The organism is Telluria sp. B2, from assembly GCF_051789535.1.
GTDB lineage: Bacteria > Pseudomonadota > Gammaproteobacteria > Burkholderiales > Burkholderiaceae_D > Telluria.
Map to the genome: position 1 here is coordinate 2,740,382 of NZ_CP196525.1, position 19,286 is coordinate 2,759,667.

The following is a 19,286-nucleotide window of genomic DNA, read 5'->3' on the forward strand; positions in this document are numbered from 1 at the left end:
TACGTTTCTGGTTTGGTGTATCCTTCGCGCCGCATAACCTCCGCATTCAATTCCTGCGCCGGAGGGGAGCGTTGAAGAAGACAAACCAGAAAGACATACCGTGAAACAGAAACACCTGCAGTTCATGATCGCGCTGGCCCTGGCCGGCATTACCGCAAGCGCCGGCGCGTCCGGCTACCGCTTCGGTTCGCAAAGCGTCTCGGCGCAAGGCACCGCCGAGGCGAATGGCGCCGAAGCCGCCGACGCTTCCACCGTGTTCGCCAATCCGGCGGGCCTGTCGCGCCTGGAAGGCCGCCAGTTCGTCGGCGGCGTCACCGCCGTGCTGCCGCATTCGAGCTACCAGGATGCCGGCTCCACCCGCTTTACCGGCAGCCCGACCGGCGGCAAGGCCAGCCAGGACGACTACGCGCCGAGCGCCGTCGCCGCACCCTCGCTCTACTACAGCCATCGGATCGACAGCCGCTGGACTGCCGGTTTCGGCGCCTTCGTGCCCTTCGGCACCGACCTCGACTACGATCGCGACTGGGCCGGCCGTTATTCGCTCACCAGCATCAAGCTCGAATCGCTGACCCTGAATCCCTCGATCGCCTTCAAGCTGAACGAACAGCACGCCTTCGGCTTCGGCATCGACATCGACTACATGAAGGCCAGCCTGTCCCAGGCGGTCGACGTGCCGGGTACGATCCAGGCGGCCCAGCACAGCGGCACCGGCGCCGTCCTGGCGCGCCAGATCGCCACGCTCGGCGGCAACCCGGCGCTGCTCGCAGGCGCGGGCGACGCCTATGCAAGCGTGAAGGGCAAGGACTGGGGCGTGGGCTTCAACCTGGGCTACCTGTTCACGCTCGACGAGCACACCCGCTTCGGCATCGCCTACCGCTCCTCGATCAAGCACGAGCTGACCGGCAGCGCCGCCTGGGACTTCTCGACCGTCACTTCCGACGCCGTGGTCAACGGCGTGCTGCAGGGCGCCTCGCGCCGCCAGAATTCCGACGCCCGCGTCGCGCTGCGCACCCCGGAAACCCTGTCGCTGTCGGCTTTCCACCAGTTCGACCCGCGCTGGGCCGGCATGCTGGATGTGACCTGGTCGCGCAACTCGCGCATGCAGGACATCGACATCGAATTCGTCGGCACCGACGAAGGCGACGAAGTGATCCGCCAGCAGTGGAAGAACACCGTGCGCGTGTCGCTCGGCGCCAGCTACAGGCTGAACGACAACCTGACCCTGCGCGGCGGCCTGGCCCACGACAATGCGCCTGTGCGCAGCACCGAACTGCGCCATGCCGCGCTGCCTGACGCCGACCGCAACCAGCTGTCCTTCGGCGCCAACTGGAAGCTGAGCCCGACCTCGTCGATCGACCTGGCCTACAGCTACCTCGACTTCAAGGACGCCTCCGGCAGCTACACCAACAACTGCAACCCGGTCGCCGTCGGCTGCACCGGCAATGGCGAAACCACCCGCGGCACGTGGAAGACCCACATGCAGCTGCTGGGCGTGGCCTACAACCAGCGCTTCTAAGCTTCATCCCCTGGATGCGCAAAAGCCGGCGTTCCCGCAAGGGGCGCCGGCTTTTTCTTTACCCGTAGGGTGGGCGCCCCATGCCCACGCGTGACGCCTGCGTCGTGTTGGGGTTCAGTAGAGGCCGCGTCTGCTCGTCGTTTCAGTAGAGGCCGCGTCTGCTCGTCGTTTACGCGTGGGCACGGGGCGCCCACCCTACGGACCTTCGATGCATCGGAGAGTGGCAGACGGCGGTAGGGCGCCCGGCGCCCACCATATGGTAGCGCGAGGCGCGGCAGGAATTGGCGGAAGGCAGAAAGAGTCGAACTTACAGGAGAGCGGCTGACGCCCCCCACCGGGTTTGAAGCCCGGCCCCATCACCGGATGAGAATGCCTTCCATGGATTGGCGGCCCGATGCCGCCATGTTGTACGCCGCTAGCTGCCGGCGGGTGCGCTTGACACTGCCGGCGGCTCGGGCCAGCTGGCCTGCGGCCTCGGCAGGTGGGTATTGCGGACCCGGCGAGTATAGCCGACGCGGTCGAAAAACTCCAGAATCTGGATCGCCCGCTTGCGTCCCAGGCCGGTCGCGTCGCGGAAATTCGCCGCCTGCGCATCCGGCAGTTCGGCCACGATGCGCGCCAGTTCCGCCAGCGGCGCCGGATGGTAGAACAGGTCGTGCACCACCTGGCTGAGCTGGCCGGCGCGCGCGAGCTTGCGCAGCAGGGCGCGCACCGTGTCCTCGGGCAGGTTGTACTTGCCCGCCAGGTCGCGCACCCAGGGCGGATCGTAGCGCCCGGCCTGGATCGCCGGCAGCAGCCGTGCGGCGATGGCTTCCTCCGCCGGCGTCAAGGCCACGCTGTGCGAGGGCAGGCGCAGGCTGGCGCCGCTGCGCGCCAGAAGGTTGGCGTCGAGCATGCGCGTCACCAGCGCGCTCCAGATCGCGTCTGGCAGTTCCGGCGCCACCATGCGCTTCAGGCGCCACAGTTCCAGGCCCGGTTCGTCCGGCTGGCGCGCATGCCAGCCCGCCAGGCCGTCGAGCACGCGCGCTTCCAGCGGCGCGAGCATCTCGGGGGCCACCAGCAGGCTGTCGCCGCCGGCCAGCGGCAGGCGCAGGAACAGGTCGGGCAGGCGCAGCGCCTCGGGGGCGCTCCCGCTCAGGCGCACCAGGCTTGATGCGGCGAGGCCGGAAGGACTGGCGCCGACCAGCCGCGCTGCGTCGCCGTCGAGCAGCCAGGCTTCCAGCGCGGCCAGCCAGGCCAGGCGCGCCGGGCTGCGGCGCTTCCTCGCAGGCCCGAAGGGATCGAGCACCAGGCCGCCGCCGATGGTCTGGGTGGCCTGGGCATTGCGCACCACGAAGCGGTCGCCAGGCGCCGCATGCAGCGGCGCGTCGAACACCAGTTGCACCCGGGCGTGGCTGCCCGGCGCGAGCTGCTCGCCTTCGAGCGGCACCAGGTGGGCCGTATGGTGGGCCGCGCCGATGTGCACGTGGACCGGCGCCCAGGAGCCAAGGACCGGTGCGTCGGGCAGCAGCGACAGGATGGCGTCGAAGCGCTCGGAGCAGGCCGAGATGCGCGGATCGACGACCCAGCTGCCGCGTTCGATATCGTCCTTGGCCACGCCGGCCAGGTTCAGCGCCAGGCGCTCGCCGGCCTGGCCGCTCCCGGCGGCTCGGCCCTGGGCGTGGATCGCGCGCACGCGGGCCTGCTGGCCGCCGGGCGCGAGTTCGAGCAGGTCGCCGACCGCCACCCGGCCCGCGAGCGCGGTCCCGGTCACCACCGTGCCCTGGCCGGCGACCGTGAACACGCGGTCCACGCCGAGCCGGAACAGGCGCTCCTCGCCCTGGTTCGGCAGCGCGGCGGCCACCTCGGCCAGGTGGGCCAGCAGCGCCGCCACGCCGGGGTCGCCGGGGACCGTGGCCGCGGTCGGGAAGCGCGGCGCCCCGGCGAAGGGCGTGCCCTCCAGCAGGGCCGCGACTTCGCCTTCGACCTCGCGCAGGCGCGCTGCATCGACCCGGTCGGTCTTGGTCAACGCCACGCAGGCGCGGCGTACGCCGAGCAGTTCGAGGATGGCCAGGTGCTCGCGCGTCTGCGGCATGATGCCGTCGTCGGCGGCGACCACCAGCAGGGCCAGGTCGATGCCCGTGACGCCCGAGGCCATGGTGCGGATGAATTTTTCGTGACCCGGTACGTCGATCACTCCGAGCGTCGCGCCGCCGGGCAGGGGCGCATAGGCGTAGCCCAGCTCGATCGAGATGCCGCGCGCCTTTTCTTCCTTCAGGCGGTCGGTGTCGACCCCGGTCAGGGCGCGCGTCAGGGTGGTCTTGCCGTGGTCGATGTGGCCTGCGGTACCGACGATCATGCTGGCCTGTTCTCCGCTAGCTGCGCGAGTTGTTCGATGAAGGCGGCGACCTGATCCTGCTGCAGGCAGCGCAGGTCCAGCCACAGGGTGTCGTCGGCGATGCGGCCGACCACGGGGCGCGGCAGGGCGCGCAGGCGCCGCTCCAGTACACCGAGCGGATTGCCGCGCACGCCAGGCAGGGCGCGGACCGCCAGGCCGTAACTCGGCAGCAGTTCCACCGGCAGGGCGCCGCTGCCGATCTGGCTGTTCATCGGCGCGGTGGCCACCGTGTAGGCCTGGCCCAGGGCGGCCTGCAGCGGCGCGGCCAGGCTTTCCGCCAGTGTGCGCATCTCGGCGGCGGGGCGGGTCAGCAGGCGCAGCGTGGTCAGGCGCTGGGGCAGCAGGTCGGGCGCGCGGTACAGGTTCAGCACCGGCTCGAGCGCGGCCAGGGTCAGTTTCGAGACGCGCAGGGCGCGCTTCAGGGGATTCTTCTTGATCGCGGCGACCAGGTCGGCGCGGCCGGCGATGATGCCGCACTGGGGGCCGCCGAGCAGCTTGTCGCCGCTGAAGGTGACCAGATCCGCGCCGGCGGCGATGGTTTCCTGCACCGTGGTCTCGTGCGGCAGGCCGTAGCGTTCCAGGTCGACCAGGGTGCCGCTGCCCAGGTCCACGGCCAGCGGGATGTTCCGTTCGCGCGCCAGCGGGGCCAGCTCGGCGACCGTCACTTCCTTGGTGAAGCCGGTGATCGCGTAGTTGCTGCAATGGACCTTGAGCAGCATCGCGGCATTCGCACCGGCATATTCTTCGTAGTCGTGCAGGTGGGTGCGGTTGGTGGTGCCGACTTCACGCAGGGTGGCGCCGGCGCGCGCCATGATGTCCGGAATGCGGAAGGCGCCGCCGATCTCGACCAGTTCGCCGCGCGAGACGATCACTTCGCGGCCCGGGGCGATCGCGTTCAACATCAGCAGCACGGCGGCGGCGTTGTTGTTGACGACCGTGACCGCCTCGGCGCCGGTGAGGGCGCACAGTTGTTCCTCGACCAGGCTGTCGCGGTCGCCGCGCTTGCCGGTGTCGAGGTCCCATTCCAGGTTCATCGGCCAGCGCAAGGCGTCGACCACGGCCTGCACCGCCTCGTCGGGCAGCAGGGCGCGGCCGAGATTCGTGTGCAGGACCGTGCCGGTCAGGTTGAATACCGGACGCAGGCGCGACGCATTCGCGGCCAGCAGCCGTTCGCCGAGCCGGGCGACGATGCCCTCGGCCGAGGTGTCGGCCGGGGAGTCGGCCGGGGAGTCGCTCGCGGCGCCCGAACGCAGGCTGGCCCGCAGCTCGTCGAGCAGCACGCGCAGCGCCGCCACGGTCTGCTCGTGGCCATACTCGGCAAGCAGGTCCTGGCAGGCCGGCGCGCCCAGCAGGGCGTGCACGGCCGGCAGGCGCAGCGATGGTACGGCCGCTTCGCTCACGCGTCTTCTTCCTTCAGCCAGAGCAGGGGATTGCCGCTGGCGCGCGCATAGCCCGCCTCGGAGACGAGGACGTCGAGCAGCATGCTGGCCAGGTCGTCCGCCACAGGTTCGATGTGGAAGTCGTGCTCCTGGTTGAAGATCTTGCGGTAGGTCCAGCAGTCGTCGCAGGTCTCGGCGCGCGCGACCTTGGTCGGGTCGTTGGCCTTGTCCAGGGTCTTGCCCTCGGCGGCAGCGGCGACGTTGGCGGCCTGCGGGTCGGCATGCCTGTCGACCAGGCCCTGGTAGGCGACCTTGCCGTTCGCTTCGCAGCACGAGCATTTCACGCGCACCATGTGCCACTCGCTCTCGCAGCAGCTGCAGTGCAGGTAGCGGTAGCCCTGCGACTGGCCGCCGATGCGCACCGCGCTGGCGACCGGCTGCGAGCCGCACACCGGGCACAGGGTGCCGGTGACCAGGGGCTGGGCCCAGGCCGGGTCGAGCTGGGCGGCCATGATCGACCAGCTCACCTGCAGGGCGGCGGCCACGAAAGGCGCGCGCAGCGGGTCGATGCCGTCATGGTAGCCGCCGAGGATGGCGTCGGCCAGGCCTTCGAGTTCGGCCTCGCTCATGGCGCGCAGGTGTTCCAGCGCGGCGCCCAGTTGCGGCGAGGTGCTGGCAGCGGCGGTGACAGCGCCCTCCAGATGACCGAGCAGGCGGTCGAAGACGCTGCGCCACTCGGGCGGCCTGCTGCCGGTGACAGGCAGCGGCGGCATGTTGTGGTCGTGCGCCAGCTTGAGCGCCGCCTGCTCGGGCAGGGAGACGCCGGTGGCGCCGAGTTCGGCCACCACGGCTTGCTGGGCGTCGGCGACATGCGCCATCAGGCCCAGGTAGCCGCGCAGCGCGTCCTCGACGGGAATGCCCGGCACCTCGCCGGCCGCCAGTTGCCGCAGGCGCGCGGCGCGCGCGGCGAACAGGGTGGCGGGGTGAGGCAACAGCAGGCGGGGAATGGCGTTGTGATCGAGTGCCTCGATCTCGCCCGGTTGAAGTAGACGTTGTACCAACAGAATCTCTCGAAAAAGCAAGGCCGGGTCGCGCGTAGCGAACCCGGCCTATTTTAATGGAAGCTGAAAAAACGCGTCAGCGACGGGTCTTGCGCATCACTTCCTCGAACCAGCGCGGATGGTGCTTGCGCACCCAGCCGTAGGTCACGGTGCCGCGGGTCATGGCGCCCATGGTGCCCTTGACCCAGATACCGGCATACACGTGCACGATGATCGCGACGATGATCACGAAGGCGAAGAAGGCGTGCAGCAGGGCCGACACGCGGATCAGGCCGATCGGGAAGTAGCCCGAGAACCACTGGCGCCAGATCACGACACCGGTCAGCAGCAGGAAGGCCATCGCGACCACCAGCGTGAAGAACAGCATCTTCTGGCCGGCGTTGTAGCGGCCCACCTTTGGCAGCTTCTCCTCGTGGTTGGCGAGCACGTCCGGAATCTGGCGCAGCCACTGGGTATCTCCCGGCTCGAACTGGTTGTGGTGCCAGAAGCGCACCACCAGCACCGCGAACGAGGCGAACATCACGACACCGAAGAAGGGGTGCAGGATGCGGGTCCACTGGCCGCCGCCGAACAGCGCGGACAGCCAGGCCATGACCGGATGGAACATGGCCAGGCCCGACAGGCCGGCGAGGACGAAGCAGATCGCGGTGATCCAATGGTTGCTGCGTTCGTTCGCGTTGTAGCGCTCGATCAGCGGGTTGCCATCCTTATCATGCTTCATGCTTTTCCCCCTGCAGCTTGCGTGCCTCCGCCAGGGCCTCGGCTTCTTCTTCCTTGCTGACCTCGTTCGGACCGACACGGGTGTAGTGGAAGAAGCCCGCCACGGCGGCAGCGGCCATGCCCACCAGCGCCAGCGGCTTGGTCAGGCCCTTCCACAGGCCCACGGTCGGGCTGATGCTCGGGTTGTCGCGCAGGCCGCTGTACAGCGAAGGCTTGTTGGCGTGGTGCAGCACGTACATGACGTGGGTGCCGCCGACGCCGGCCGGGTCGTACAGGCCGGCGTTCTCGTAGCCGCGTTCCTTCAGGTCCTCGATGCGGCTGGCCGCCTGGATCTTCATGTCCTCCTTGGTGCCGAACATGATGGCCCCGGTCGGGCAGGTCTTGACGCAGGCCGGTTCCTGGCCGACGGCGACCCGGTCCGAGCACAGCGTGCACTTGTAGGCGCGGTTGTCCTGCTTCGAGATGCGCGGCACGTCGAAGGGGCAGCCGGTCACGCAGTAGCCGCAGCCGATGCAGTTTTCCTGATGGAAATCCACAATGCCGTTGGCGTACTGCACGATCGCGCCCGGCGACGGGCAGGCCTTCAGGCAGCCCGGGTCTTCGCAGTGCATGCAGCCGTCCTTGCGGATCAGCCACTCGAGGTTGCCGTCTTCCTTCTCGTGCTCGGCGAAGCGCATCACCGTCCACGACTTCGGGGTCAGGTCGATCGGGTTGTCATACACGCCCGAGTTGACGCCGACTTCGTCGCGGATGTCGTTCCACTCCATGCACGCCGTCTGGCAGGCCTTGCAGCCGATGCACTTCGATGCGTCGATCAGCTTGGCGACGCTGCCGCCGACCGGGGCTCTAGCGCTGGGCGGAGGCGTCGTCGTGGCCGACACGCGTTTGATATCCAAAGATTGTAGTGCCATTTCTTTTCTCTCCGGTCCTTAAGCCTTCTCGACCTTCACGAGGAAGGACTTGAATTCCGGGGTTTGCGAATTGCCGTCTCCGACCACCGGGGTCAGCGTGTTGGTCAGGTAGCCCGGCTTGGTCAGGCCCTTGAAACCGAAGTGCAGCGGAATGCCCACGGTGTGGGTTTCCTTGCCGTCGATCTGCAGGGCGCGGATGCGCTTGGTGACGATGACCTTGGCGACGATGTGGCCGCGCTTGGACGAGACTTTCACCTTCTCTCCGCTGGCCACGCCGATCTGCCTGGCCAGCGCCTCGCCGATCTCGACGAACTGCTCCGGCTGGATGATCGCGTTCAGGCGTGCGTGCTTGGTCCAGAAGTGGAAGTGCTCGGTCAGGCGATACGTCGTTGCCACCACCGGGAACTCCTCGGCCGTGCCCATCTCCTTGCGGTCGTTCGGGAACACGCGGGCGCCCGGATTGCTGGTCGCGCGCGGGTTGTTCGGGTGCATCAGGTTCTTGCCAACCGGATTCTCGAACGGCTCGTAGTGCTCGGGGAAGGGACCCTCGTTCATCATGCCGCGCGCAAAGAAGCGCGCCACCCCTTCGGGGTTCATGATGAATGGGTTCATGCCGTTGGCCGGATCTTCATCCAGCTTGAAGTCGGGCACGTCGGCGCCGGTCCAGCCCGCGCCATTCCAGCGTACCAGCACGCGTTTCGGATCGAAAGGCTTGCCCTTGGTGTCGGCCGAAGCGCGGTTGTACAGCACGCGGCGGTTCGCCGGCCAGGCCCAGGCCCAGTTCAGCGTATTGCCGATACCGGTCGGGTCGCTGTTGTCGCGGCGGCCCATCTGGTTGCCGGCCTGCGTCCAGGAACCAGCGAAGATCCAGCAGCCCGAGGCGGTCGTGCCGTCATCGCGCAGTTGCGCGAAGCTGGCCAGCTGTTCGCCTTTCTTGACGATGAGCTTGGTCGGATCCTTCGGATCGTAGACGTCGGCCAGCGCCTTGCCGTTGAATTCCATCGCCAGTTCTTCCGGCGTCGGGCTGTGTGGCTTGGCGTAGGGCCAGGTCAGGTTCAGGATCGGGTCCGGGAACTTGCCGCCTTGCGTCTGGTACGACTTCTTCAGGCGCAGGAACAGTTCCGACATGATCTCGATGTCCGAACGGGCCTTGCCCGGCGGTTCGGCGCCTTGCCAGTGCCACTGCAGCACGCGCGAGGACGAGACGAGCGAGCCGCGTTCTTCGGCGAAGCAGGTGGTCGGCAGGCGGAACACTTCGGTCTGGATCTTGCTCGAATCGACGTCGTGGAATTCGCCGTGGTTCTTCCAGAACTCGGCCGTTTCCGTTTCCAGCGGATCCATGACGACCAGGTACTTCAGCTTCGACAGGCCGGCCAGGACCTTGGCCTTGTTCGGCGCCGAGGCAATGACGTTGAAGCCCTGGCAGATGTAACCGTTCATCTTGCCCTGGTTCATCAGCTCGATGGCCTGCAGCAGGTCGTAGGGCTTGTCCAGCTTCGGCAGGTAGTCGAAGGCGTAGTTGTTGCCCTCGTTCGCCGCATCGCCCCACCACGACTTCATGAAGGAGACGTGGAACTTCTTGTAGTTGCTCCAGTAGCTGAGCTGGTTCGGACGCATGGCCTTCGGCGCGCGCGCGCCGATGTAGGCGTCGAAGTCCTGTTCGGCTTCGTTCGGCAGGGTCATGTAGCCCGGCAGCAGGTTCGACATCAGGCCGAGGTCGGTCAGGCCCTGGATGTTCGAGTGGCCGCGCAGCGCGTTCATGCCGCCGCCTGCGATACCGATGTTACCCAGCAGCAGCTGGACCATGGCGCCGAGGCGAATGGTCTGGGCGCCGGTCGAGTGGTGGGTCCAGCCGAGCGCGTACAGCACGGTCGCGGCGCGGCCAGGCACGGCGGTCGAGGCAAGGGTCTCGGCCACTTTCTGGAACTGCGCAGGCGCGACGCCGCAGATCTTCTGCACCATTTCCGGCGTGTAGCGGGAGTAGTGCTTCTTCATCAGCTGGTAGACGCAGCGCGGATGCTGCAGCGTCGGGTCGACCTTGGCGTAACCGTCTTCGCCAATTTCGTAGTTCCAGCTCGATTTGTCGGTGTACTTGCCGGCTGCTTCGTCGTAGCCGGAGTAGATGCCGTCATTGAACGCGTAATCTTCGCGGACGATGAAAGGCATGTCCGTGTAATTGCGGACGTATTCGTGTTGAATCTTGTCGTTCGTCAGCAGATAGTTGACGATCGCGCCCAGGAACACGATGTCCGTGCCGGTACGCGTCGCAACGTAGTAGTCGGCGACGGACGCAGTTCGGGTAAAGCGTGGATCGACCACGACCAGCTTGGCTTTGTTATGCGCCTTCGCTTCGGTTACCCACTTGAAACCACAGGGGTGTGCTTCGGCGGCATTACCGCCCATGACGAGGATCACATCGGCATTCTTGATGTCGACCCAGTGATTCGTCATCGCTCCACGGCCAAACGTCGGGGCAAGACCTGCCACCGTCGGACCGTGTCAAACACGCGCCTGGTTATCGAACGTGAGCATGCCCAAAGACCGGATGGTCTTGTGGGTGATGTAACCTGCTTCATTGCTGCCGGCCGAAGCGGCCAGCATGCCGGTGGTGAGCCAGCGGTTGACGGTCTTGCCGTCGGCGGTCTTCTCGACGAAGTTGGCGTCGCGGTCTTCCTTCATCAGCTTGGCGATGCGGTCGAGCGCCTGGTCCCAGGAAATCTTGGTCCATTCGCTGGAACCCGGAGCGCGGTATTCCGGCTCGAGCAGGCGGCTCGGGCTGTGGATGAAGTCCACCAGCGAAGCGCCCTTCGGGCACAGGGTGCCGCGGTTGACCGGGTGGTCGGGGTCGCCTTCGATGTGGATGATCGAGGCGGCGGCATTCTTGGCGCCATCGCCAAGGCCGTACATCAGGATGCCGCAACCGACGGAGCAGTAGGGGCAGGTCTGGCGGGTTTCAGTCGTGCGTGCCAGCTTGTACTGCCGGACTTCGGCGAGCGCCGTAGCCGGAGCGAAGCCAAGCACCGCCAGGCTGGAGCCCGCGATGGTGGCGCCTGAAACCTTCAGGAACTGGCGCCTTGACATCTGGTTCATTAACAATCCTTCTTAAAGGAAACGACGGTTTTCGAAGTTTAACACTTATAGAAGACTCGGGTCAGTGCTAAAATTTTCCAAAACCTAGAATTCACGCTCGAAAATGTGGTTTGTACGTATAAATTGTTAAATCTGGCGAAATGGCGCGTGATGAAAATAAACAATCGACAACGAAACGGCGATAGCGAGAGCCTTCCCCTAACGGCCGGATCCCGCAGCGTCTTGCGCATGCGGCAGGACGTCCTGACGCAGGCCGAGGACTGGGTGGTCGAGGAAGCGGCGGTGGCCCTGGTCTACAACGGCATCTCGCATGCGGTGATGATGGCCAGCCCGGCCGACCTGGAGGATTTCGCGCTCGGCTTCTCGCTCAGCGAAGGCATCATTGCCAGTCCCGCCGAGTGCTACGGCATCGAGGTCGAGAACACGCCGGCCGGCATCACGGTCCAGCTCGAGGTCGCCAGCCGCGCCTTCATGGAACTGAAGGAACGCCGCCGCACCCTGGCCGGACGTACCGGCTGCGGCCTGTGCGGCGTCGACAGCCTGGACCAGGTATGCCGTCCGCAGCGCACCCTGGCCCCCGCGCGCGGCTTCCATGTGGACGGCGTGCGCCGCGCCCTGGCCGCGATCGGCGCCGAGCAGATCCTCACGCGCCAGACCGGCGCCGCCCATGCCGCCGCCTGGTGCGCGATGGACGGCAGCCTGCAATTGGTGAGGGAAGACGTCGGCCGCCACAATGCCCTCGACAAGGTGATCGGGGCGATGGCGCGCAGCCAGGCAAAGCCGGAGGAAGGCTTCTTCCTGATTACCAGCCGGGTGAGTTTCGAGATGGCGCAGAAGGCGATCCAGGCCGGCGTTTCCGCCCTGGTCGGCATGTCCGCGCCGACGCTGGCGGCAGTCGAGCTGGCCGAGCAGGCCGGCATGACCCTGCTGGCCTTTGCGCGCGGACGCGACTTCGTCTGCTACAGCCACCCGCAACACCTCGGCCTGGACGGAAACGGGCAGGGCGCATGAGCGAGCATCTCTGGACCTGGCTGGCGGCGCGCCGCAACCATCCGCCGCGGCGCCTGCTGGCCCCGGGGCCCGATGCGGCGGCGCTCGATCGTATCTTCGAGGCGGCGGCCCAGGCGCCGGACCACGGCCAGTTGCGGCCGTGGCGCTTCGTTCTCGTTCCGGAGGGTCGCCGCGCGGATCTCGGGGCGGTATTCGAGCGGGCGCTGGCCGAGCGCGATCCGGGCAGCGACGAGGGAGCGCGCACCCGGGCGCGCGAGAAGGCCTTCCATGCGCCCTGCCTGATGGTGGCGGTGCTGGACGACGCCCCCAAAGGACCTGTCCCGACCGCCGAAAAGCTCGTGTCGCTGGGCTGCGCGGTCCAGAACATGCTGACCGCGGCCCAGGCGCTGGGCTATGCCAGCGGCCTGGCCAGCGGCGCGGCGATGGACAGCGCCGGCATGCGCGCATTGCTGCGCCTGGCTCCTCAGGAGCAGGCGATCTGCTTCATCGCTTTCGGCACCTCATCAGCGCCGCGGCCGCCGCGCGAACGGCCGCGGCCCGAGGAATTCGTTTCCGTTCTCTGATCCATGAGACCGCCTGGCGACGCGGCCCGATCACCGCATCGGGGAATTGCTGCGCATCACTGGATATCGGCCGGCCATGCTTTGCCGTCAAGATAAGCTCAAGTCCAGACCGAGCCTCCTGGCCAGGGCAAAGGTGCCGAGCACCAGGCCCACGAGCAATAGCACGAAGAGTGCGGTGATCTTGACGGTCGCGCGCAGCACGGCGCGCGTCTCCTCTTCCTTCCTCATTTCCTTCCTCTTCTTTTTCCCTTGATCGTAGTGCCACTTGATGGCGAAGAACATGCCCGTGCCTAACACGAGAAACTTGAACGTAACGGCGACGATAGGGAACCAGTCCATGATGTTGAGTATTTCCGGTGATTTGCCGAATGCAGATGAGAGGGGAAAAAGCGTCAGCGGCAGCCATGCAAGGATGGTGTTGCTGTACGCTCTGAGGCATACTACTTTAAAAGCAATTTCCATACATTGAGACAAAATGTCCCAGTTGAAAGCCATACAAGATGAGGAGCTGCCAATCTGGCTGCCGCGCCTGGCCGGGAACAAGGGGCCGCGTTTTCTGCAGATTGCCGATGCCTTGCAGGCGGCGGTGGCAGAAGGATCGCTGAAACCGGGCGACCGCCTTCCGCCGCAGCGCCTGCTGGCAGCACAGCTGCAGGTCGACCTGACGACGGTCACGCGCGCCTACGACGAAGCCAGGCGCCGCAAGCTGCTGGAGGGCCGCGGCGCGCGAGGCACTTATGTCGCGGCGCCGAAAGTCGAATTGACCTCGATCCTTGACCTGAGCATGAATACGCCGCCACCACCGGATGGCGTGGACTTCGACGACATGCTGAAACAGGGTCTGTCCCAGGTACTGATGAGGGCGGATAATGCATCGCTGATGACTTACCACCTGGGCGGGGGAAGCGACTCCGACCGCAAGGCTGGCGCCAAATGGCTGGCGCCGATGTGTGGACCCCTGGATTCCGGGCAGCTCGTTGTCTGTCCGGGGGCGCAAGCGGCGATCGCCGGATTGATCCTTGCGCTGACGGAGCCTGGCGATGTGATCCTGGCAGAGCCAATGGCCTATCCCGGCTTGCGTGCCGCAGCGACCCAATTCGGCCGGCAGATCATTGCGGTGGAAGCGGACAGGCACGGAATGCTGCCCGGGCTGCTCGAGGAGGCGTGCTGCCGGCACAAGCCTGCTTTGGTCTACCTCAATCCGACCTTGCAGAACCCGACCGCCATCACCATTCCGGAACACCGGCGCAGGGAGCTCGCCAGCATCGCGAAGCGCTGCAATGTACGCATCGTCGAGGACGATCCCTACTGGCTCCTTGCCGATGGCCCGCCACCACCGATTGCCACGTTTGCCCCGGAACAGGTGGTTTATATCTCGACCCTGTCGAAATGCCTGACGCCCGGCTTGCGGGTCGCCTTCGTGCTCCTGCGCGACCCGCACGAACGGGAACGTTTCCTGGCCGCGCTTAGATCATTTGCGCTGATGGTCGCTCCCTTGAGCGCCGCGCTGGCCACCCAGTGGATCCTCGACGGTTCGGCCGGCGGATTATTGGCGGGCGTACGCAAGGAGGCGCGCCTGCGTCACCGGATGACGCGGGATATCCTGGCGGGGCGCTACAGCGGCGCGGAAGACGGCCTGCATGTATGGCTCGAGTTGCCGGCGTATTGGAATTCCTCGCAGCTTGCGCGTGCAGCCGACAGCTATGGCATCGCCGTCACGCCGGCGGAGGCATTCGCAACAACCGGCAGCGGATCCGTGAATGCAATCAGGATCTCTTTGGGCAGCATCAAGGACCGTGGACGCCTGCAGGCGGGTCTTCAACGACTGTCTCATCTGCTTGCGCGGCCGCCCGGGTCATTCAGCGCTGCCGTGGTTTGACTGACCAGCAAACGCCGCGCTTCACCCGGGAGTTGCCGCCATGCGGTCGCACACTTGCATACTGCTGTTGGCGGGCGCCCCGGGGTTTCAGCGTTCCTCGTCGCGGTGGGTCTCGGTCGGCTCGGGCCAGCGCGCCGTCGGCAGGTGCCAGCCATGGTGGATCGCCGCCAGCCGCAGGCCCAGGCAGAGCGCGGCGCCGCCACAGGCAGTGATCGTCGTCGGCCAGCCCAGCACATGGCCGACCGCCACCACGGTGGCGCCGGCCAGGGCCGCCACCGCATAGATGTCCGACCTGAACACACCGGGCACGTTCGACAGCAGCACATCGCGCGCGATGCCGCCGCCGATCCCGGTCAGCATGCCGAGCAGGGCGGCCATCAGCGGATCCAGTCCGAACACCAGCGCCTTTTGCGCGCCCGCCACGCAGAACAGGGCCAGACCGACGGCGTCGAAGAACAGCACCGGGCTTTGCAGGCGGTTGATGACCGGATACCAGAAGAAGATCACCACGCCGGCCAGCAGCGACACCGCCAGATAGCGCCAGTCGCTGATCGCCGCCGGTGGCGTCGCGCCAATCAAGAGGTCGCGTACGATGCCGCCCGAGTTGGCGGCAACAAAGGAGAGCACCAGCACGCCGAAGATATCCAGCCGCCGGCGCGCGCCGGCAGTGGCGCCCGAGAGGGCGAAGACGAAGGTGCCGACCAGGTCGAGCGTGAGGACGAGGGTCTTGATCGCCGCGTCGACGTCAAGCGAGAGAACATTGAACACTTGTTTGGCCTTGGATTGCGGGGGAGGGCGCGGCGCGGCGGGCGCCGGCGGCCTGTACGGACAAGAGTGCAATGATAGCGCAAGGGCTCGGTATAACGGAAACGCGGACGCCCTGACGGAACGTGGATCGTAGGGTGGGCACCCCGTGCCCACGCGGAAGCGTGCTCGATGTTGGCGCATGACTCGTCGAGCACAACGCATTCACGCGGCGTGTCGAAAGCGCCCCGCGAACGCGCATTTGAACCCTTGGCTGGTTTGGTGTTGCGACTGCGGCCACGCCGCGGAGCGAATCGTCGCGGCAGCGGACTACGGACGAACAGGTAACGCGTGGGCACGGCGTGCCCACCCTACGGTCAGCGTCGTCGTCATAAAAAATGCCGGCGGCGATGCATGTCGCGGCCGGCGTTTTCAAACCGACGCTTTTAGAACGCGGCGATGCCGGTCTGTGCACGGCCCAGGATCAGGGCGTGGATGTCGTGCGTGCCCTCATAGGTGTTGACCACCTCGAGGTTGACCATGTGGCGGATGATGCCGAATTCGTCGGAGATGCCGTTCCCGCCCAGCATGTCGCGCGCGACGCGCGCCACGTCCAGCGCCTTGCCGCAGGAATTGCGCTTCATGATCGAGGTGATTTCCACGGCCGCCGTGCCTTCGTCCTTCATGCGGCCCAGGCGCAGGCAGCCCTGCAGGCCCAGTGTGATCTCGGTCTGCATGTCGGCCAGCTTCTTCTGCACCAGCTGGTTGGCCGCCAGCGGCTTGCCGAACTGGTTGCGGTCCATGGTGTACTGGCGCGCGGTATGCCAGCAGGCTTCGGCGGCGCCCAGTGCGCCCCAGGCGATGCCGTAGCGCGCCGAGTTCAGGCAGGTGAACGGACCCTTCAGGCCGCGCACTTCCGGGAAGGCGTTTTCTTCCGGGCAGAACACGTTGTCCATCACGATCTCGCCGGTGACCGACGAGCGCAGGCCGAACTTGCCGTGAATCGCCGGCGCGCTCAAGCCTTCCCAGCCCTTCTCCAGGACAAAACCGCGGATCGCGCCTTCGTCGTCCTTGGCCCAGACCACGAACACGTCCGCCACCGGGGAGTTCGTGATCCACATCTTCGAGCCGGTGAGCGCATAGCCGCCATCGACTTTACGGGCGCGGGTGACCATCGAGCCGGGGTCGGAACCGTGGTTCGGCTCGGTCAAACCGAAGCAGCCGATCCATTCGCCGGTGGCCAGCTTCGGCAGGTATTTCTGTTTGGTGGCTTCGTTGCCGAACTCGTAGATCGGGACCATGACCAGCGAGGACTGCACGCTCATCATCGAGCGGTAGCCCGAGTCGACGCGCTCGACTTCGCGCGCGATCAGGCCGTAGGCGACGTAGTTCATGCCCGGGCCACCGTACTGCTCGGGAATGGTCGGGCCCAGCAGGCCGAGCTCTCCCATTTCACGGAAGATCGAGGTGTCCATGGTCTCGTGGCGGAAGGCCTCGAGGATGCGCGGCTGCAGCTTGTCCTGGCAGTAAGCGGCGGCCGCGTCGCGCACCATGCGCTCTTCGTCGGTGAGCTGCTGGTCCAGCAGCAGCGGATCGTCCCAGTGGAATGCGGTTTTCTTGCTCATGTTGGTCTCTTTATTCAGGTTGATTTACATGTTCGGGTAGTTCGGCCCGCCGCCACCTTCCGGCGTGACCCAGACGATGTTCTGGGTCGGGTCCTTGATGTCGCAGGTCTTGCAGTGCACGCAGTTCTGGGCATTGATCTGCAGGCGGTCCTGGCCTTCGTCCGTCTTCACGAACTCGTACACGCCGGCAGGGCAGTAGCGCTGCTCGGGGCCGGCGTATTTGGCCAGGTTGACCTCGACCGGAATCGTCGGGTTCTTCAGCGTCAGGTGGATCGGCTGGTCTTCCGCGTGGTTCGTGTTCGAGATGAACACCGAGGACAGGCGATCAAACGTGAGCTTGCCGTCCGGCTTCGGATAGACGATGGGCTTGAAGTCCGAGGCAGGGCGCAGGCACTCGTGGTCGGCATGCTTGTGACGCAGCGTCCACGGGGCCTTGCCCTTGAACAGGATCTGGTCGATGCCGGTCATGATGGTGCCGAGATACAGGCCCTTGCTCATCCACGGCTTGAAGTTGCGCGCCACGTGCAGTTCCTCGTGCAGCCAGGACTGCTTGAAGGCTTCCGGGTAGCTGCTCAATTCGTCGTGCTGGCGGCCCGCTGCCAGCGCCGCAAAGGCCGATTCCGCGGCCAGCATGCCGGTCTTGATCGCGCCATGGCTGCCCTTGATGCGCGACACGTTCAGGAAGCCGGCGTCGCAGCCGATCAGGGCGCCGCCCGGGAACACGGTCTTCGGCAGGGATTGCAAACCCCCGGCCGTGATGGCGCGCGCGCCATACGAGATGCGCTTGCCGCCTTCGAAGTAGCCGCGGATCGCCGGATGCGTCTTGTAACGCTGGAATTCCTCGTACGGGGACAGGTAGGGGTTCTGGTAAGCCAGGCCCACGACATAGCCGACTGCGACCTGGTTGTTCTCCAGGTGATACAGGAAGGAGCCGCCATAGGTATCCGAAGGCAGCGGCCAGCCGGCGGTATGGATCACCAGGCCCGGCTTGTGCTTGCTCGGGTCGATTTCCCACAGTTCCTTGATGCCGATGCCGTAGCTCTGCGGGTCGGCATCCTTGTTCAGGTCGTACTTGGCCATCAACTGCTTGCCCAGGTGGCCGCGCGAGCCTTCGGCGAAGAAGGTGTATTTCGCGTGCAGCTCCATGCCGAGCTGGAAGTCCGAACCCGGCTGTCCGTCGCGTTTCACGCCCATGTTGCCGGTGGCGACACCCTTGACCGAGCCATCCTCGTTGTAGAGGATTTCCGCTGCCGGGAAACCCGGGAAGATTTCCACGCCCAGGCTTTCCGCCTGCTGGCCCAGCCAGCGCACCACGTTCGCGAGCGAGACGATGTAGTTGCCGTGGTTGGTCAGCATCTTCGGCATCATGAAGCCTGGCGTACGGATCGCCTTGGTTTCGGTGAGGAAGAGCATCCGGTCCTCAAGGACCGGCGTATTCAGCGGCGCGCCGAGCTCCTTCCAGTTCGGGAAGAGTTCATTGAGCGCGATCGGGTCCATCACCGCGCCCGACAGGATGTGGGCGCCGACTTCGCCGCCTTTTTCCAGCACGCAGACCGAAACTTCCTGGCCTTTTTCAGCCGCCAGTTGCTTCAGCCGGATGCTTGCTGCCAGGCCGGCAGGCCCGCCACCGACGATCACGACGTCGTACTCCATCGACTCGCGCGGGCCGTATTCTTCAATTAAGCTCATGTCGTCAGCTCCAGGATCTCAGCGCGCAAAGTACAGGTCGTGCAGGTGGTCGAGGCTGACCTCGGAGGCCGGCTGCGACAGCACCACTTTACCGCTTTGCATCAGGTAGACGTGGTCGGCCACGCCCACCGCGCGGTGGGTATTCTGCTCGACCAGGATCATGGTGCGCCCATCCTGCTTCAGGCGGCCCAGGATCTCGAACAGTTCGTTGACCATCACCGGCGCCAGGCCCAGCGACGGCTCGTCGATGATCAGGACCTTGGGGTCGCTCATCAGGCCGCGCGCCATCGCCAGCATCTGGGCTTCGCCGCCCGAGAGCGATCCTGCCAATTGCTTGCGCCGCTCGCGCAGGCGCGGGAACATCTCGTAGGAGCGCTCGAGGTTGGTCGAGGCGCCGGCCCGGTGCTGGGGCGCAAAGGCGCCCATCATCAGGTTTTCCTCGACCGTCATGTCGCGAAACACCATGCGGCCCTCGGGAATCATGGCCATCGAGACCTGCATCATGTCCCAGGTCGGCTTGCCGTTGAGCGGCTTGCCGTCCAGGACGATCGCGCCCTGCGACACCGGGATCAGGCCCATGATGGCGCGCAGCAGGGTGGTCTTGCCGGCGCCGTTCTGGCCGATGATGGTGGTGAGCTTGCCCGGCGCGATGGACAGCGACAGGTCCCACAGCACGTTGATGGCGCCGTAGCCCGCGCGTACGTTTTGAATCTCCAGCATC

At 66.2% G+C, this 19,286-nt stretch carries 15 protein-coding genes and 1 tRNA gene; 4 read left to right on the forward strand and 12 right to left on the reverse strand.

The features are described from left to right. Positions 1-100: 100 nt before the first annotated feature. A complete protein-coding gene (locus tag ACSUZJ_RS12165) occupies positions 101-1,516 on the forward strand; it encodes an OmpP1/FadL family transporter (RefSeq protein WP_499408423.1) in 1,416 nt (471 codons plus the stop codon). Between the two features lie 282 nt (positions 1,517-1,798). On the opposite strand, the gene ACSUZJ_RS12170 is transcribed toward ACSUZJ_RS12165, so the two are convergent. From ACSUZJ_RS12170 to fdnG, 7 genes are all read right to left on the reverse strand, one after another. Then, a tRNA-Sec gene (locus ACSUZJ_RS12170) sits at positions 1,799-1,894 on the reverse strand. Between the two features lie 37 nt (positions 1,895-1,931). Continuing rightward, the gene (gene selB, locus ACSUZJ_RS12175; RefSeq protein ID WP_499408425.1) at positions 1,932-3,854 is read right to left on the reverse strand and encodes a selenocysteine-specific translation elongation factor; all 1,923 of its coding nucleotides are present in this window, start codon (positions 3,852-3,854) and stop codon (positions 1,932-1,934) included. Beyond that, complete coding sequence (gene selA, locus ACSUZJ_RS12180) at positions 3,851-5,293, reverse strand: L-seryl-tRNA(Sec) selenium transferase (RefSeq protein ID WP_499408427.1); 1,443 nt, start codon at positions 5,291-5,293, stop codon at positions 3,851-3,853. Before selA ends, selB begins: the two co-directional genes overlap by 4 nt. Next, positions 5,290-6,333 (reverse strand): formate dehydrogenase accessory protein FdhE, encoded by a 1,044-nt coding sequence (gene fdhE, locus ACSUZJ_RS12185; protein ID WP_499408429.1) that lies wholly within the window; start codon positions 6,331-6,333, stop codon positions 5,290-5,292. The genes selA and fdhE overlap by 4 nt, the downstream gene beginning before the upstream one ends. Before the next feature lie 76 nt (positions 6,334-6,409). Further along, on the reverse strand, positions 6,410-7,054 hold the full coding sequence (locus ACSUZJ_RS12190; RefSeq protein ID WP_499408431.1) for a formate dehydrogenase subunit gamma: 645 nt from the start codon (positions 7,052-7,054) through the stop codon (positions 6,410-6,412). Beyond that, positions 7,044-7,964, reverse strand: coding sequence for a formate dehydrogenase subunit beta (gene fdxH / locus ACSUZJ_RS12195; protein ID WP_499408433.1), 921 nt, complete (start codon positions 7,962-7,964; stop codon positions 7,044-7,046). The genes ACSUZJ_RS12190 and fdxH overlap by 11 nt, the downstream gene beginning before the upstream one ends. Positions 7,965-7,982: 18 nt before the next feature. Beyond that, on the reverse strand, positions 7,983-11,054 hold the full coding sequence (fdnG, locus tag ACSUZJ_RS12200; protein WP_499408435.1) for a formate dehydrogenase-N subunit alpha: 3,072 nt from the start codon (positions 11,052-11,054) through the stop codon (positions 7,983-7,985). A 228-nt stretch (positions 11,055-11,282) separates the two neighbouring features. Here fdnG and fdhD point away from each other — a divergent pair, with 228 nt between their 5' ends. Together fdhD and ACSUZJ_RS12210 are read left to right on the forward strand one after the other, a co-directional pair. Continuing rightward, on the forward strand, positions 11,283-12,065 hold the full coding sequence (gene fdhD, locus ACSUZJ_RS12205; protein WP_499408437.1) for a formate dehydrogenase accessory sulfurtransferase FdhD: 783 nt from the start codon (positions 11,283-11,285) through the stop codon (positions 12,063-12,065). Next, the gene (locus ACSUZJ_RS12210) at positions 12,062-12,628 is read left to right on the forward strand and encodes a nitroreductase family protein (RefSeq protein WP_499408439.1); all 567 of its coding nucleotides are present in this window, start codon (positions 12,062-12,064) and stop codon (positions 12,626-12,628) included. The genes fdhD and ACSUZJ_RS12210 overlap by 4 nt, the downstream gene beginning before the upstream one ends. A gap of 87 nt (positions 12,629-12,715) precedes the next feature. Here ACSUZJ_RS12210 and ACSUZJ_RS12215 read toward each other — a convergent pair whose 3' ends face one another. Further along, positions 12,716-12,967, reverse strand: a complete 252-nt coding sequence (locus tag ACSUZJ_RS12215; RefSeq protein ID WP_499416524.1) for a hypothetical protein — start codon at positions 12,965-12,967, stop codon at positions 12,716-12,718. Positions 12,968-13,103: 136 nt separating this feature from the next. Between ACSUZJ_RS12215 and ACSUZJ_RS12220 the strand changes: the two genes are divergently transcribed. Further along, positions 13,104-14,507, forward strand: a complete 1,404-nt coding sequence (locus ACSUZJ_RS12220) for an aminotransferase-like domain-containing protein (protein ID WP_499408441.1) — start codon at positions 13,104-13,106, stop codon at positions 14,505-14,507. Positions 14,508-14,594: 87 nt separating this feature from the next. On the opposite strand, the gene ACSUZJ_RS12225 is transcribed toward ACSUZJ_RS12220, so the two are convergent. The 4 genes from ACSUZJ_RS12225 to ACSUZJ_RS12240 all read right to left on the reverse strand — a co-directional run bounded on the left by ACSUZJ_RS12225 (position 14,595) and on the right by ACSUZJ_RS12240 (position 19,285). Next, complete coding sequence (locus tag ACSUZJ_RS12225) at positions 14,595-15,275, reverse strand: trimeric intracellular cation channel family protein (protein ID WP_499408443.1); 681 nt, start codon at positions 15,273-15,275, stop codon at positions 14,595-14,597. 422 nt (positions 15,276-15,697) lie between these two features. After that, complete coding sequence (locus ACSUZJ_RS12230) at positions 15,698-16,876, reverse strand: acyl-CoA dehydrogenase (RefSeq protein ID WP_499408445.1); 1,179 nt, start codon at positions 16,874-16,876, stop codon at positions 15,698-15,700. Positions 16,877-16,900: 24 nt separating this feature from the next. Beyond that, entirely contained in the window at positions 16,901-18,529 is a 1,629-nt protein-coding gene (locus ACSUZJ_RS12235; RefSeq protein ID WP_499416526.1) for an electron transfer flavoprotein-ubiquinone oxidoreductase, read from the reverse strand. 54 nt (positions 18,530-18,583) lie between these two features. Continuing rightward, entirely contained in the window at positions 18,584-19,285 is a 702-nt protein-coding gene (locus ACSUZJ_RS12240) for an ABC transporter ATP-binding protein (protein ID WP_499408447.1), read from the reverse strand. Between the last annotated feature and the right edge of the window lies 1 nt (position 19,286).

Bases quoted from the DNA above. Each gene is read 5' to 3' on its own strand.
- selB (WP_499408425.1), bottom strand. From the start codon at position 3,854: ATGATCGTCGGTACCGCAGGCCACATCGACCACGGCAAGACCACCCTG.
- ACSUZJ_RS12190 (WP_499408431.1), bottom strand. From the start codon at position 7,054: ATGAAGCATGATAAGGATGGCAACCCGCTGATCGAGCGCTACAACGCG.
- fdxH (WP_499408433.1), bottom strand. From the start codon at position 7,964: ATGGCACTACAATCTTTGGATATCAAACGCGTGTCGGCCACGACGACG.
- fdhD (WP_499408437.1), top strand. From the start codon at position 11,283: ATGCGGCAGGACGTCCTGACGCAGGCCGAGGACTGGGTGGTCGAGGAA.
- ACSUZJ_RS12210 (WP_499408439.1), top strand. From the start codon at position 12,062: ATGAGCGAGCATCTCTGGACCTGGCTGGCGGCGCGCCGCAACCATCCG.
- ACSUZJ_RS12215 (WP_499416524.1), bottom strand. From the start codon at position 12,967: ATGGACTGGTTCCCTATCGTCGCCGTTACGTTCAAGTTTCTCGTGTTA.
- ACSUZJ_RS12220 (WP_499408441.1), top strand. From the start codon at position 13,104: ATGTCCCAGTTGAAAGCCATACAAGATGAGGAGCTGCCAATCTGGCTG.
- ACSUZJ_RS12230 (WP_499408445.1), bottom strand. From the start codon at position 16,876: ATGAGCAAGAAAACCGCATTCCACTGGGACGATCCGCTGCTGCTGGAC.
- ACSUZJ_RS12235 (WP_499416526.1), bottom strand. From the start codon at position 18,529: ATGGAGTACGACGTCGTGATCGTCGGTGGCGGGCCTGCCGGCCTGGCA.
- ACSUZJ_RS12240 (WP_499408447.1), bottom strand. From the start codon at position 19,285: ATGCTGGAGATTCAAAACGTACGCGCGGGCTACGGCGCCATCAACGTG.